The organism is Cytobacillus purgationiresistens (genome assembly GCF_030813235.1).
GTDB lineage: Bacteria > Bacillota > Bacilli > Bacillales > Cytobacillaceae > Cytobacillus > Cytobacillus purgationiresistens.
The window spans coordinates 1-14302 of the sequence record NZ_JAUSUB010000039.1; the positions used below are offsets into that span (position 1 = coordinate 1).

Below are 14302 nucleotides of genomic sequence, written 5' to 3' on the forward strand. Positions count from 1 at the left end.
AGAATCAACCTCTTTCTACTCTCTTTCCTCAATTTTGATTCGGACGAGCGGAGAATCAACCTCTTTCTACTCTCTTTCCTCAATTTTGATTCGGACGAGCGGAGAATCAACCTCTTTCTACTCTCTTTCCTCAATTTTGATTCGGATGAGCGGAGAATCAGACTCTTTCTACTCTCTTTCCTCAATTTTGATTCGGATGAGCGGAGAATCAACCTCTTTCTACTCTCTTTCCTCAATTTTGATTCGGATGAGCGGAGAATGACTCTTTCTACTCTCTATCCTCATTTTGATTTGGATGAGCGGAGAATCAACCTCTTTCTACTCTCTTTCCTCAATTTTGATTCGGATGAGCGGAGAATCAGACTCTTTCTACTCTCTTTCCTCAATTTTGATTCGGATGAGCGGAGAATCAACCTCTTTCTACTCTCTTTCCTCAATTTTGATTCGGATGAGCGGAGAATGACTCTTTCTACTCTCTATCCTCATTTTGATTTGGATGAGCGGAGAATCAACCTCTTTCTACTCTGTTTCATCGATTTTGATGCGGGTGAGCGGAGAATCAGACTCTTTCTACTCTGTTTCATCGATTTTGATGCGGGTGAGCGGAGAATCAGACTCTTTCTACTCTCTTTCCTCAATTTTGATTCGGGTAAGCGGAGAATCAACCTCTTCCTACTCTCTTTACTCAATTTTGATTCGGATGAGCGGAGAATCAACCTCTTTCTACTCTCTTTACTCGGTTTTGGTACGGATGAGCGGAGAATCAGACTCTTTCTACTCTGTTTCATCCATTTTGATTCGGATGAGCGGAGAATCAGACTCTTTCTACTCTGTTTCAGCGATTTTGATGCGAGTGAGCGGAGAATCAGACTCTTTCTACTCTCTTTCCTCAATTTTGATGCGGGTGAGCGGAGAATCAGACTCTTTCTACTCTCTTTCCTCGGTTTTGATTCGGGTAAGCGGAGAATCAGACTCTTTCTACTCTCTTTCCTCGGTTTTGATTCGGGTGAGCGGAGAATCAGACTCTTTCTACTCTGTTTCATCGATTTTGATGCGAGTGAGCGGAGAATCAACCTCTTTCTACTCTCTTTACTCAATTTTGATTCGGACGAGCGGAGAATCAACCTCTTTTTACTCTCTTTCAGCGATTTTGATGCGGCTGAGCGGAGAATCAACCTCTTTCTACTCTGTTTCATCGATTTTGATGCGGGTGAGCGGAGAATCAGACTCTTTCTACTCTCTTTCCTCAATTTTGATGCCGGTGAGCGGAGAATCAGACTCTTTCTACTCTGTTTCATCGATTTTGATGCGAGTGAGCGGAGAATCAACCTCTTTCTACTCTCTTTACTCGGTTTTGATTCGGGTGAGCGGAGAATCAACCTCTTTCTACTCTGTTTCAGCGATTTTGATGCGGGTGAGCGGAGAATCAACCTCTTTCTACTCTCTTTCCTCAATTTTGATTCGGGTAAGCGGAGAATCAACCTCTTCCTACTCTCTTTCTTCAATTTTGATGCGGGTGAGCGGAGAATCAGACTCTTTCTACTCTCTTTCCTCGGTTTTGATTCGAGTGAGAGGAGAATCAACCTCTTTCTACTCTCTTTCCTCGATTTTCAGAGAACGGTTCAGGACTAGTTTGATAATTTAGTGTAAACCAATACTATTACCCCTGTACCTCTATATTTCCATGACAAGCTTTCTGTGATCTAAGGATTTTCCCTCGTTCATTTTAAATAAAAATGTTGTTATTTCATTCAAAACATTGTATTGTTAAATGAGAATGATAATCAATTGCATATTTATTAAGGGGGAACAAATGATGGAACAGCATGAGTTATATGATGTGACAATAATTGGCGGAGGTCCAGCTGGACTATATTCTGCTTTTTACAGCGGATTACGATCCATGAAGACAAAGCTAATAGAATATCAACCTCAGCTAGGCGGTAAAATTCATGTTTATCCGGAAAAAATGATTTGGGATGTTGGCGGAATGACTCCTGCACCAGGAGAGAAGCTAATTGAGCAGCTTGTCACCCAAGGATTAACATTTGACCCTACTATCGAATTGAATGAGAAAGTCATTAAAATCACAAAAGATGAAAATAATATATTTATTTTACATACATCCTCAGGGCAAACTCATTTCTCCAAAACAATCATCGCTGCCGTTGGTGGAGGCATATTGAAGCCCCAGAAACTGCAAGTCGAGGGCGCTGACAAGTATGAAGTTTCCAATCTGCATTACACTGTGAAATCATTACAAAGATTTAAAGATAAAACAGTGATTATCTCAGGCGGTGGAAATTCTGCGATCGATTGGGCGAATGAATTAGTACCCTTCGCCAAAAAGGTCTACTTAACTTATAGAAAAGATGCTTTAAACGGTCATGAAGCTCAAATCTCACAACTGCAAAGCAGCTCAGCAGAATGTTTCTTTAACACTTCTATTTCAAAGCTCACAGCTAGTGCAGATCACGAAAGGATAGAATGTGTGGAGTTGACGAATCATCAAACTGGTGAAATCAATAGCTTAACCATTGATGATGTCGTCATCAATCATGGCTATGAACGTGATACAGCCTTGTTTAACAATTGTGAGTTAGATATTAAAATGGTCGACGATTACTATATTAATGGCAATGCAAGAAGTGAATCCTCAGTCGAAGGACTCTATGCAGCTGGTGATATCCTGATGAACGAAGGTAAAGTACACCTAATCGCTGGGGCATTCCAAGATGCTGCAAATGCTGTAAACAGGGCAAAACAATATGTTCAGCCTGACGCCCATCAATCAGGTATGGTATCTTCCCATAATGAAATCTTTAAGCAACGGAATAAGGAATTGATTAAGCAATTAGTGAAGTAAAATCATAATTGGATCCCCTGCGTGTGAGATGGAATGGTAGGGGTTCTTTTTTTCGTCAAAAAGCAAATGGCATCATTCCCAGTCTTCTAAGGATCCCCAAGTGATTCCCGGTTTACCGGCTGATGATTTCATACAGCCTACATATACACCTTGAGTCTGTTTACCCACATCAAGAAAATGACAAATGATCTCATTGGTAGTTGCTGAAATCTCTTCACGAGCGATATCTGAAATTTTCGTCCACGTTAGAGAGCCCTCGTCACTATCAATTAACGTGAATCGTTTCGATACAGTTCCAAAGAATACATACTGTATTCTTATTTCATCTTTGCCCTTTATTCTCGATACAATATAACGCAGTGTTAGCTGATCAATTTGTTCACTTAATAATCCAGTTTCTTCTTCAACCTCTCTGATACATGCTTTTTTCGGATCATTAATTTCATCATGCTCCATATGTCCGCCAACAGGCACTAAAAGTCCGGGGTATAAACTGGCATTCGTATTTTTTTGGAGGAACAAAACCTCCTCATCCAGACAAATACAGAAAAAAGATTTTTAGAATTCTATGAAATAAAAAATGGAACGCAATCTAAGGAGGGAAAATCTTGAGGCTAAGACAAATGGCGGTTGCATGCACTACATTCGTCCAGCCGGCAACAAGCTCTCCACTCCTAACAGTGATGGTCGTTTCAAGATCAATATAATAGGTTAGTTCACCTTCAATAATATATGCACAATCCTCTCCTTTTTGGATGAATATGAGGAGGGATTTCTTTACTTGAAGAGGGAAAGTTAAAATGGATAATCCTTGTATTCCTGTCTTTGCTTTCTGCTATTTTTTCGGCTATTAAGTCTTTTTTATTATCAAACTTTAAATCAAATAATTTCTCAATTACGCCCTCCAATAAGAGGTACAATCGTACCTTTCATCATACAATAAATGAAACCTTACTCTTTAAATATTCTAAACAGTATAAATAAATCCCTTCACTTCAGATTTCAATCTACTCATTTATTTACGGCATATAGTAAAAACAATATAATTGACTTAAAAATTACTTCTTGTGCTCCTACATGATGAAAATACCAGATTAGGAGATAACCTATGAAAAAACTTTATTATCGTACGTTTCAAGCGAGTATGCGAATGGGATCAAGGTTTCTAAAATGGCGGACACCGGAATTATTAAAGGGTCCTGATAGCATACTTCTACTCTCAAACATCCTTAAAGATCTCTCTCTTGAAAAGGTTCTAATTGTCACAGACCCCGGTATAATGAAGCTTGGATTACTTGAACCTCTATGCGCTAAGTTGGATCAGACTGACATTTTATATTTTATCTATGGCAAAACGATTCCTAACCCCACGATTGATAATATTGAAGAGGCCCTCGCACTTTACACAGAGCAGGAATGTGAAGGGATTATTGCATTTGGCGGAGGTTCAGTGATGGATTGCGCTAAAGGGGTCGGAGCTAGAATAGCTCAGCCAACCTTAAGCATCCCGCAAATGAGAGGTCTCTTTAAGGTGAAAAAAGAGATCCCCCCTTTGTTCGCGGTACCAACTACGGCTGGGACGGGGAGTGAAGGGACAGTGGCTGCAGTGCTCTCTAACCCTGTTACACATGAAAAATATGCTGTAAATGATCTTTCCCTCATTCCAAAATATGCGGTTCTCGACCCTTGTCTCACGATTGGCTTGCCCCCTCATATTACCGCTCAAACTGGAATGGATGCACTGACACATGCTGTTGAAGCGTATATAGGAAAAAGCAATACGAAGGAAACGGAAGGGTACAGTAAACATGCTGTTGCTTTGATTTTCAAGTATTTGTTTATCGCTTATGAACATGGGGACAATCTGGATGCCCGTACAAAAATGCTCCAGGCATCCTATTTTGCAGGCCTCGCTTTCACGAGAGCTTATGTAGGCAATATCCATGCGATTGCCCATACGTTAGGAGGATTTTATTCTGTGCCACACGGACTGGCGAACGCTGTGATCTTACCTCATGTATTGGAATATTACGGTCAGTCTGTTCATCAACGATTAGCAGAACTCGCTGATTTAGTCGGTATCACAAAGGAACAGGATTCTATTGAAAAGAAAGCCAATGCCTTCATTCATGAAATTAAGCAGTTAAATAAAAAAATGCAGATCCCTAATACAATCGAAGGAATTCAAGAAAAAGATATACCTGTCATGATAGACCGGGCTTACGAAGAAGCAAATCCGCTGTATCCCGTTCCAAAAATCTTTTCGAAGGATGATTTTTTGGTTCTTTATAATCTGATAACTCCGTAATGACAGGCGTTGTTTTTTAATATTAGTGACGATTTTCAGAGTAACTTCAGTTTTTCAGGGAATACTCCAATAAACAAAAAAGAGGAGGTCTTCCATGAAAGCCGTAACTTTCCAAGGTGCTAAAGATATTCAAGTAAGAAATGTCGATGATCCTGTGCTGCAGAAGAAAGACGATTTGATTGTCAGAGTAACTTCTACAGCTATATGTGGATCAGATCTTCATATTTATCAAGGAGCGATTCCTGCTGAACCTGGATATGTGATCGGACATGAGCCAATGGGAATTGTTGAAGAAGTGGGACCAGATGTGACAAAAGTGAAAAAAGGAGATCGTGTCGTCCTTCCGTTTAATATCTCTTGCGGACATTGCTTTTATTGTGAAAATGCTATGGAGAGCCAATGCGACAATTCAAATCCTAATCCTGAAGTGGATTCGGGCGCGTATTTTGGTTTTACAGACCGTTTTGGAGGATATCTAGGTGGGCAAGCAGAGTTATTGCGGGTACCTTATGGAAACTTCCTTCCATTCGTAATTCCAGAATCATCGGATCTGCCTGATGAAGCTGTATTATTTTTATCAGATGTTCTTCCAACCGCTTATTGGAGTGTAGAAAATGCTGGAGTGAAAAAAGGTGATACTGTAGTTGTTCTAGGATGCGGCCCTGTTGGCTTGATGACCCAGAAATTCGCATGGATGAAGGGAGCCAATCGAGTGATTGCAGTGGACCGTCTTCCCTATCGACTAAATCAGGCGAAGAAAATGAATAAAGTCGAAACAATCAACTTTGAAGAGCAGGACGACTCCGGCTTATACATCAAGGAATTGACGAGCGGGGGTGCAGATGTGGTCATCGATTGTGTTGGAATGGACGGTAAAAAGTCGCCAATAGAAGCAATCGAACAAAAGCTCAAGCTATCTGGCGGAACATTGAGTCCACTTAAAATCGGGATGGATTCCGTGCGCAAATTTGGAACAATCCAAATTACTGGCGTCTATGGCTCCAAGTATAACCAATTCCCTCTAGGCAATGTATTCGAACGAAACATCACTCTGAAAATGGGACAAGCACCAGTCGTTCACTTAATGCCAATGCTGTTTGATCAAATCAATGCAGGCGAATTTGATCCGACTGAAATCATTACACATCGCATTCCGCTTGATCAAGCCAGCGATGCTTATCATATTTTTCAAAACCATGAAGATGACTGTATTAAAGTAATCTTGAAGCCATAAGAAGAATCCCTGAATTGAAGTGACCACATAACGGGTATATTCGTTAGGTTGCTTGTTGGTATGAGCTCGGCATTGTACTAGGCTCATATCTTTTAGTTTTGCTTACTCTACTACTGTATTTCAGACATAAGAAAAGCACCTCCAGTTACTTGGGGTGCTTTTCAATTTGGTGGTTTATTTTTCCTTCACTCTCATCAATCTCATGCTATTTAATGCGACGATAAGGGTTGCACCAATATCAGCCAATATCGCTATCCAGAGTGTAAGCCAACCTGGAATCACTAATAATAGCGCAAATAATTTAATGGCAATTGAGAAGGTAATGTTCGCCTTAATGACATTCATCGCTTTTCGGCTTAGTCTTATCGTAAACGGAAGCTTTTGCAGATCATCCGCCATAAGAGCAACATCAGCCGTTTCCAGCGCTGTATCTGTACCAGCACCTCCCATTGCAATTCCTACCGTTGCAGCAGCTAATGCTGGTGCATCGTTGACCCCATCACCCACCATAGCTACATGGCTGTATCGGGATCGTAATTGCTTAATATTATTTAATTTATCCTCTGGCATAAGCTCTGACTGCACAGCCGTTACTCCAACATGAGACCCAACTACATTGGCAGTTGCTTCATTATCACCAGTAAGCATGATCGTTTCCTTTACGCCAAGTTCATGAAGTTTTTCAATGACCTCTTTACTCGTATTCCGCAACTCATCTGCAACAGCAATAACAGCTAAAACCTCGCCTTCATTACTAATGACCATGGCGGTTTTCCCTTGATTCTGAAGTAACCTTACCTTTTCCTCGATGTGATTTGTGGGAATACCCAGCTCATTAAATAACTTAGGACTGCCTATATAATACGTTTTGCCCTGTACCACCCCAGTGATTCCTTTACCTGTGATAGAAGAAAATTGATCAACCTCAATATTTTTATAGTCAAGCCCTGCAGCATCTGCCTTTTTCAAAATAGCTGATGCAAGCGGGTGCTGTGAGCGTTTCTCCAGCGCAGTGACAATAGCAAGTAATTCAAGTTCATTCACTTGATGATTAATGACTTCAAAGTCAGTTACTGCTGGCACACCTTTCGTTAAGGTACCTGTCTTATCAAACGCTATCGCTTTTAATGAACCCATTTCTTCGAGGTAGATGCCGCCTTTGATTAGTACACCTTTTTTCGCTGCATTCCCGATGGCGGAAACAATGGCAATTGGTGTAGAAATCACCAATGCACATGGACAGCCAACAACAAGAACTGCTAATCCTTGATATATCCAATCTCCCCAGCTGCCACCCAACAATAACGGTGGAATGACCGCAACTAACGCGGCAATCACCATAATAATTGGGGTATAGTACTTGGCAAACTTATCAATAAATGCTTGCGAAGGTGCTCTCTCCCCTTGCGCTTCCTCCACAAGGTGGATAATTTTCGAAATCGTTGTATCCTCTACAAGCTTAGTAATTTTCACTTCCAGGAAGCCTTCTTCGTTGATGGTACCTGCAAATACCTCGTCATTTACAGCCTTTTCAACGGGGACTGATTCTCCTGTAATAGATGCTTGATTGACTGATGAATGCCCCTTTTCAACCACACCATCCATCGCTATCTTCTGACCTGGCTTGACAATCATGATATCTCCAATAGCGATATCATTCACATGGACCAACACTTCATGTCCGTTTCTTCGTACAAGCGCTTCTTTCGGTGCAATTTGCATCAATGAGCGAATCGATTGTCGCGCTCTATCCATTGAAAAACGCTCCAGCTCCTCACTTAGAGCAAACAGAATCACGACAACAGCGACTTCTCCCCATTCACCAATAATGGCGCCGCCAATAACAGCGACTGTCATTAACGTTTTCATATCAAAATCAAGCTTGATTAAGTTCTGCAGGCCAATCTTTAATAAAGATAAGCCTCCAATTAAAATCGAAGCTAAGAATAGCAGAATTGTCACAAGGTTGCTCTCACCGTTAGCAAACCAAGAAACATACCCAAACACAACTAAAAGAGCTGCATAAAGTAACGTATTATATTTTTTAAAGAATGAGGTGTTTTCTGCCTTTTTCTCTTCAGCTGGAGTAGCTTTTTTCTTTTCGGAAAAAACTTTTAGGTTTTCAAATGCTCCAGCCTTTTCTATTTCTGCAATGGATGCATCACCGGTAACAGAGATTTTCGATGCGCCAAAATTCACTTTTGCTATCTGAACGCCTGGAAGGCTGTTTACATTCTTCTCAAACTTCCCAGCACAATGGGCACAGGAAAAGCCCTCCACACGATAGACATTTTTCTCTGCTTCATTACTCAAGTTCGAACACCCTCCTTATGATGGGCATAAGCTACTTGAATTAATTGCTTCACATGGTCATCATCTAAAGAGTAAAAAGCTAGCTTTCCTTCCTTGCGAAACTTTGCTAAGCCGATACTTCTTAACAGCCTCAAATGATGTGAAGCTGTAGCTGTTGAAGAGCCAATAATATTTGCGACATCACATACACATAACTCATCTTCTATTGTTAGTGCATAGGCAATTTTTATTCGCGTTGCATCAGACAGCGCTTTGAATAATTGCTCCAGGCCGCTGACTTCCCCAACCCTCAGCTGCACACGATTGACTTTTTCCTCATCATAGCTAAACGTTTCACACACATCATGCATCCGGTCTTTTTCAGTTTTTTGTCCCATTTCAGCACCTCATTCAAACATTCTTTTGATTGACTTACTCTTAGTCTATGAGAGAACCATGATTTTTGTCAAAGGATTTAATCAAATATTTGTTTGAATGAACATATATTTAAGAAAAAAAAGCATAAAACCTCTTGGGAGAGGGATTTATGCTTTCTTGCGATTGCGGCGGTATTTGACTGTTTGATCGATATATTCGGATTTTGTTCGATATATTTATTTTTTCGTCGATATCTCACTTTGATAAGCATTTTCAAATATGCTATCTAACGTTTATTTAAAAACAGAGCCATAAAAAAGCACTATGTTTACTATATAAATTACGTACGTAACTAGAGATTTGACATAACCCCTTTCAACATATTACTGGTTTAGTACACGATCCACATATTTCTTAGCCTGTACTAATCCTAGATCCGTTTCACCTCTGACAAACTTTATGATTTCAACACTGGAGTGGCCATTTTTTCGCATATATGTCACTCTTTCTTCTAATTCCTTATTGTTAGATATCGTCATGGACTGTTGTTTCTGCAAATGCTTATTCAGCTTCTTTTGCAGCTTTTTTACTTTATGTTGCAATAGAAATATATAGATGATTAAACAAACCGTGATGATGAGTAAAGCTAATTTAAATAACACAGAAACAGCTCCTTGAATCGGATTACTTACAGTTTAGCTATCGACTTTTTTTAGAAATTCACTATATAAATACAATATCACACCCATTAAATTTCAACCAAATCATGGACATATCTCACAATTTAAATGGTATATATACTTTCAAAAAAGAAGGTGAATTTTCATCTATTGCATGTAAGAAACCAGTATAATTATCCTCATTCATTAAATGGACAAACATCATTCACTCGGCTCTATTCTGCCAACCATTCCACTCTCCCCCTAAGTCTCTCGTAAAAACACAAGAAACATTTACAACATCTCTTTAAAAGTTATAATCTGTAGTATAAAATGATAGAAGAAACAATATTGATAATTTTCTTCAAATTAAGAATAGTGTATGGGTTTCTTGCATCTATTTAAAAAGAAGTGGATTTGAAAAAGGTAGTAAGTTTGAAGCTTTCGAAATAAGGAATATATACAAATAATCATTCTTCACTTCACTAGTACTTAATAATTGTCCCCATCTATTATTGCCTGTATCCCAGCTATTGGAATGAGTAGTACCTATGCAAACCTCATTCAAACATTAAATTTAGGATTAACCATATGGATTACTAACTAGCAGCTTAGAGAACTCGAATCTATATGGAATAAATATAACAGGAGGAGAAAATTAATGGCATACGTTATCACTTCACCTTGTATAAACGAACAAGCAGGGGATTGTTTAGATGCTTGTCCAGTTGATTGTATTGAAAAAGGGGAAGACCAATATTTAATTGACCCAGCCACTTGCATCGATTGCGGCGCGTGCGAGACCGTTTGTCCGGTCGAAGCCATTGTATATGAAGAAGATCTTGAGGATGAGCAAAGGGTTTTCTTTGATAAAGCTAAGCAATACTTTAATGTATAATTTTTTAAACAAATTTTTATCAGGATTATTACCAATAACCTTGAATGATAGGATTAAAAGCACTGGATGCAGCCTTGCAGCACGTGCTTTTAATCCTATCTTTTTTATATAATTTATAAACTGCCATTTTCCTCTTATTTACTTTTTAAATTATCATTTGCAAAGTTGAAAAGAATATAGTAGCGTTGAATTATAGTTTTTATACCATTTAGTATAAAAACTATAATAAAAAGCTTTTTAGGGGGAATGCTTATAAAGTACTTTATGTTGAATGCAAGGCAAATCGCTACTCCCAGCCAAAAGACTTCTTAATAGAAAACCATATAAGACACATATGTAAAACTGAAATAAGCTTCTATACATTTCTCTTAAAGCTTCATTAGAATTTAGCATTGGTGTATCAATGATTTTTTTCATCTTACGATATATAAAATAAACTTTTCATTACCCGCATCAGAAGATCACAATCAAATTGCTTTAAAATATTTTAGTAAAGGATTTGGCTTATGAAACCTAATTCTAACAACAACTCACCCGGTAGTGGTGTGCAATTTCCAATTCTAAAAAATGACCCGACTAGAGGAGAAGGTGGATTCGGTGTTGGAACCCTCTCATTAGAAAACATCACTCCAATTATTGTTGATCCAGAGAATCATGAAGCATTTATTGATATGGAAGCACTGCATGCAAGAAGTCGCGTAGAAAAGAAAGTACGATTCCAGCGTGAAAAAGAAGGTTTGATCGATCCTCAATTATTTTGGATTGTATGGGTAGCAATCGATATTGGTAAAAATGGCGCCCACTTCTCAGGCATAGGGGCTGCCGATCTCCTTGTATCCCGAGAAGAAAGACGAATCCGCTTAGGGTATAAATCTTTACCCGAACATGTGAACAGTCTTGATAAAGCCCTAAAAAGCAAATTTCAAATTGACCATATGGATGACCCGTCTAAAGCAATACTCAAAGATTTCTTATTGGGTTATGAAGATTATTGGAATAACTCAACGTCAGCGTTCAAAGAACTATGGAAAAGATAATTTGGAGGTAAAAAAGAATGGCATTTGTAATTACATCACCATGTATAGATGAACAAGCAGCTGATTGCTTGGATGTTTGCCCTGTTGACTGTATTGAAAAAGGAGAAGACCAATATTTAATTGATCCATCCATCTGTATCGACTGCGGTGCATGTGAAACTGCCTGCCCTGTAGAAGCAATTTTTCATGAAGATGAACTTCAAGAGGAAGAAAAGTTATTCTTTGAAAAAGCTAAGAAGTATTTTAATGTGTAATGTGGCAAACAGCAGGTCTCGGTAAGATCCGAACCTGCTGTTGATTTTCAAGATGAAAATTTCTTTACTTCAAGCTTCGCTTCAAAAAAGCCTTTGTTCTTTCATTCTGAGGATTCGTGAATAATTGTGTTGGTTCACCCGATTCAATCACCTCGCCATTATCCATAAAGATCGCTTCTGTAGCTACCTCTCTAGCAAATCCCATTTCATGAGTAACCACGATCATTGTCATTTTTTCCTGAGCTAAATCTTTCATGACCTGCAGGACTTCCCCTGTCAATTCGGGATCCAAAGCCGAGGTTGGTTCATCGAATAGCAATATTTCCGGTTCCATCATCAACGCTCTAGCAATCGCAACTCTTTGCTTTTGACCGCCTGAGAGCTTTGCAGGATACGCATTGGCCCAATTGGTAAGACCCACTTTTTCTAAAAGCTCACCACTCCGTTGTTGAATCAGTTTTAGCGACTCTTTCTTCGCCATTTTTGGTGCAATCTCTAAATTTTCTTTTACAGTCAAATGCGGAAAAAGATTAAAATGCTGAAAAACCATGCCCATTTTAGCTGTAATTGTCTTGATTTCCTGCGGCTTCGAGTAGACTCCATCCTTCACAAGATGAGCATCCGAAATGCATATGCTCCCTTCATCTATTTCTTCTAGAAGGACCAGACTGCGCAGCATTGTGCTTTTTCCTGAACCTGAAGGACCGATGATAGCCACGACATCGTTTTTATTTACACGTAAACTAATCCCCTTCAGTACATCTAGCTCCCCATATGCCTTTTTAAGATTAGAAACTTCTATAACAGTCACTTTTATCACGCCTTCCTATTCAAACTTGAATTTTCGTTCAAGAAATTTAAAAAACAATGACAATACAAGAGTCATAAGCAAATATATGATCGCAGCTAAGAAAAATGGCAAGATGGTAAAATCTCTATTTACCGCTGTTTGCGCAAAGTGTAATAACTCTGGTACGGCAACCGCATATAAGAGGGCCGTATCCTTTACGAGGGTGACCGATTCATTCGCGAGTGCAGGAAGTGCAACACGAAACATTTGCGGAATGATAATCCTCGTCAAAGTCTGCCACTTGCCCATTCCTAGGACTTTAGAAGCTTCATATTGACCTTTATCAATAGACAGCAAGCCTCCACGAAAGATTTCTGCAAAATAAGCGGCATAATTCAAAATAAATCCTAAACAAGCCGCAACAAATCGGTCAAGCACCAAATACTCTCCAACCACTGGAAGCATCGGTAAACCAAAACAAATGAATAAAAGTTGCAGCAATAAAGGTGTCCCGCGCATGACATAAATATAGCCCTGTGCGAACCAAGCTATCACTTTGATACTACTTCTAGCAGCAAGCGTCAACAAGAATCCTAGAGGAATCGACACCACTATGGCAATCAAGAACAAGAGTACGGTCACTTGTGCCCCTTCAAGCATCGGCTTAAGGAGTGTGATGATATATTCTAAAGACATAGGAAAAGCCCCTCCAAAAAACAAAACAGGGTTCCCAAAGGAAATCCTGCTCTATCTTATAGTTGTTATTTTAATAATCGATCCTCACCAAACCATTTTTCTGAGATTTCACCAGCAGCACCATTCTCAATCAGCTCATCAAGTGCTGTTTGAAGATCCTCTAGCAATTCGGCATTTCCTTTTTTCACACCAATGCCATATTCCTCTGGTGCAAGTGATTCATCGAGAATTTTAAAGGTGTCCTTTTCTTTCGTCATATAATAATCGATGACAATTTCATCGATGATCACTGCGTCTAAACGACCGTTCTTAAGATCACTTAGTGCCATCACATTATCGGAAAACTCGGTGATCTCTTTTACCTTTGAACTAATTTTATTGTCATTCAACGCATCTGCTGCTGAAGAAAGTGATTGCAAACCGACAACCTTTCCTTCTAAATCACTTAATTCAATCAAATCAGAATCAGTTAAGGTTACAGCTACTTGAGCATTACTTAAATAAGGCTTAGTAAAAAGCACCTTTTCTTTACGTTCGTCTGTAATCGTATATCCATTCCAGATAAGATCAATCCGGCCGCTGCTTAACTCAGATTCTTTTGTTTTCCAATCAATCGGCTGGAACTTAGGTGTTGCACCCATTTTTTCGATAACTGCTTTAGCTAAATCAATATCAAAGCCAACGATTTCATTCTTTTCGTCCCTGAATCCCATTGGTGCAAATTTATCATCTATGCCAACGACGATTGTCTTACCCCCATCCGCTTCACCGGAAGAACTGCTTGTACATGCTGCAAGAACAGAGATGAGCAGAATGGATGTTAATAAAATTGCGAATCGTCTTTTCATATAAAAACCACCTTTATAAAAATAGAATTATGATTAGTACGA

Annotated in this window: 16 protein-coding genes; 9 read left to right on the forward strand and 7 right to left on the reverse strand. The window is 39.2% G+C overall.

Features of this window, described 5'->3' with window-relative positions; all coding sequences use genetic code 11:
• From J2S17_RS25670 to J2S17_RS25685, 4 genes are all read left to right on the forward strand, one after another.
• Positions 1 to 262, forward strand: a 262-nt coding sequence (locus J2S17_RS25670; protein WP_307479433.1) for a hypothetical protein, incomplete at its 5' end; no start/stop codon positions are given.
• 33 nt (positions 263 to 295) lie between these two features.
• On the forward strand, positions 296 to 463 hold the full coding sequence (locus J2S17_RS25675) for a hypothetical protein (protein ID WP_307479435.1): 168 nt from the start codon (positions 296 to 298) through the stop codon (positions 461 to 463).
• 33 nt (positions 464 to 496) lie between these two features.
• Positions 497 to 1645 carry a hypothetical protein gene (locus J2S17_RS25680; protein ID WP_307479439.1) on the forward strand — a complete coding sequence of 383 codons (1149 nt, stop codon included), beginning with the start codon at positions 497 to 499 and terminating at the stop codon, positions 1643 to 1645.
• 171 nt (positions 1646 to 1816) lie between these two features.
• Entirely contained in the window at positions 1817 to 2866 is a 1050-nt protein-coding gene (locus J2S17_RS25685) for an NAD(P)/FAD-dependent oxidoreductase (RefSeq protein WP_307479441.1), read from the forward strand.
• Between the two features lie 72 nt (positions 2867 to 2938).
• Here J2S17_RS25685 and J2S17_RS25690 read toward each other — a convergent pair whose 3' ends face one another.
• Positions 2939 to 3409: an NUDIX domain-containing protein gene (locus J2S17_RS25690; protein WP_307479553.1), complete on the reverse strand. Its 471-nt coding sequence runs from the start codon at positions 3407 to 3409 to the stop codon at positions 2939 to 2941.
• Between the two features lie 565 nt (positions 3410 to 3974).
• Between J2S17_RS25690 and J2S17_RS25695 the strand changes: the two genes are divergently transcribed.
• Both J2S17_RS25695 and J2S17_RS25700 read left to right on the forward strand, forming a co-directional pair.
• Entirely contained in the window at positions 3975 to 5174 is a 1200-nt protein-coding gene (locus J2S17_RS25695; RefSeq protein WP_307479445.1) for an iron-containing alcohol dehydrogenase, read from the forward strand.
• 94 nt (positions 5175 to 5268) lie between these two features.
• On the forward strand, positions 5269 to 6408 hold the full coding sequence (locus tag J2S17_RS25700; RefSeq protein ID WP_307479447.1) for a zinc-dependent alcohol dehydrogenase: 1140 nt from the start codon (positions 5269 to 5271) through the stop codon (positions 6406 to 6408).
• Positions 6409 to 6582: 174 nt separating this feature from the next.
• Here the strand turns inward: J2S17_RS25700 and J2S17_RS25705 are convergent, their stop codons facing one another.
• The 3 genes from J2S17_RS25705 to J2S17_RS25715 all read right to left on the reverse strand — a co-directional run bounded on the left by J2S17_RS25705 (position 6583) and on the right by J2S17_RS25715 (position 9740).
• Positions 6583 to 8721 (reverse strand): heavy metal translocating P-type ATPase, encoded by a 2139-nt coding sequence (locus tag J2S17_RS25705; RefSeq protein WP_307479449.1) that lies wholly within the window; start codon positions 8719 to 8721, stop codon positions 6583 to 6585.
• Entirely contained in the window at positions 8718 to 9098 is a 381-nt protein-coding gene (locus J2S17_RS25710) for an ArsR/SmtB family transcription factor (RefSeq protein WP_307479451.1), read from the reverse strand. The genes J2S17_RS25705 and J2S17_RS25710 overlap by 4 nt, the downstream gene beginning before the upstream one ends.
• Before the next feature lie 363 nt (positions 9099 to 9461).
• Positions 9462 to 9740 carry a hypothetical protein gene (locus J2S17_RS25715; RefSeq protein WP_307479454.1) on the reverse strand — a complete coding sequence of 93 codons (279 nt, stop codon included), beginning with the start codon at positions 9738 to 9740 and terminating at the stop codon, positions 9462 to 9464.
• A gap of 658 nt (positions 9741 to 10398) precedes the next feature.
• Between J2S17_RS25715 and fdxA the strand changes: the two genes are divergently transcribed.
• The 3 genes from fdxA to J2S17_RS25730 all read left to right on the forward strand — a co-directional run bounded on the left by fdxA (position 10399) and on the right by J2S17_RS25730 (position 11926).
• Positions 10399 to 10635: a 4Fe-4S ferredoxin gene (gene fdxA, locus J2S17_RS25720; RefSeq protein ID WP_307479456.1), complete on the forward strand. Its 237-nt coding sequence runs from the start codon at positions 10399 to 10401 to the stop codon at positions 10633 to 10635.
• 506 nt (positions 10636 to 11141) lie between these two features.
• The gene (locus tag J2S17_RS25725; protein WP_307479459.1) at positions 11142 to 11672 is read left to right on the forward strand and encodes a YwhD family protein; all 531 of its coding nucleotides are present in this window, start codon (positions 11142 to 11144) and stop codon (positions 11670 to 11672) included.
• A 17-nt stretch (positions 11673 to 11689) separates the two neighbouring features.
• Positions 11690 to 11926, forward strand: a complete 237-nt coding sequence (locus J2S17_RS25730) for a ferredoxin family protein (protein WP_307479462.1) — start codon at positions 11690 to 11692, stop codon at positions 11924 to 11926.
• 64 nt (positions 11927 to 11990) lie between these two features.
• On the opposite strand, the gene J2S17_RS25735 is transcribed toward J2S17_RS25730, so the two are convergent.
• From J2S17_RS25735 to J2S17_RS25745, 3 genes are all read right to left on the reverse strand, one after another.
• Entirely contained in the window at positions 11991 to 12737 is a 747-nt protein-coding gene (locus J2S17_RS25735; RefSeq protein WP_307479465.1) for an amino acid ABC transporter ATP-binding protein, read from the reverse strand.
• Positions 12738 to 12752: 15 nt separating this feature from the next.
• Entirely contained in the window at positions 12753 to 13412 is a 660-nt protein-coding gene (locus J2S17_RS25740; protein ID WP_307479467.1) for an amino acid ABC transporter permease, read from the reverse strand.
• Between the two features lie 65 nt (positions 13413 to 13477).
• On the reverse strand, positions 13478 to 14260 hold the full coding sequence (locus J2S17_RS25745) for an amino acid ABC transporter substrate-binding protein (protein WP_307479469.1): 783 nt from the start codon (positions 14258 to 14260) through the stop codon (positions 13478 to 13480).
• Positions 14261 to 14302 lie beyond the last annotated feature (42 nt).

Coding starts and splice junctions, on each gene's coding strand:
- J2S17_RS25675 (WP_307479435.1), top strand. CDS start 296: ATGAGCGGAGAATCAACCTCTTTCTACTCTCTTTCCTCAATTTTGATT.
- J2S17_RS25680 (WP_307479439.1), top strand. CDS start 497: ATGAGCGGAGAATCAACCTCTTTCTACTCTGTTTCATCGATTTTGATG.
- J2S17_RS25685 (WP_307479441.1), top strand. CDS start 1,817: ATGGAACAGCATGAGTTATATGATGTGACAATAATTGGCGGAGGTCCA.
- J2S17_RS25695 (WP_307479445.1), top strand. CDS start 3,975: ATGAAAAAACTTTATTATCGTACGTTTCAAGCGAGTATGCGAATGGGA.
- J2S17_RS25700 (WP_307479447.1), top strand. CDS start 5,269: ATGAAAGCCGTAACTTTCCAAGGTGCTAAAGATATTCAAGTAAGAAAT.
- J2S17_RS25710 (WP_307479451.1), bottom strand. CDS start 9,098: ATGGGACAAAAAACTGAAAAAGACCGGATGCATGATGTGTGTGAAACG.
- fdxA (WP_307479456.1), top strand. CDS start 10,399: ATGGCATACGTTATCACTTCACCTTGTATAAACGAACAAGCAGGGGAT.
- J2S17_RS25725 (WP_307479459.1), top strand. CDS start 11,142: ATGAAACCTAATTCTAACAACAACTCACCCGGTAGTGGTGTGCAATTT.
- J2S17_RS25730 (WP_307479462.1), top strand. CDS start 11,690: ATGGCATTTGTAATTACATCACCATGTATAGATGAACAAGCAGCTGAT.
- J2S17_RS25740 (WP_307479467.1), bottom strand. CDS start 13,412: ATGTCTTTAGAATATATCATCACACTCCTTAAGCCGATGCTTGAAGGG.
- J2S17_RS25745 (WP_307479469.1), bottom strand. CDS start 14,260: ATGAAAAGACGATTCGCAATTTTATTAACATCCATTCTGCTCATCTCT.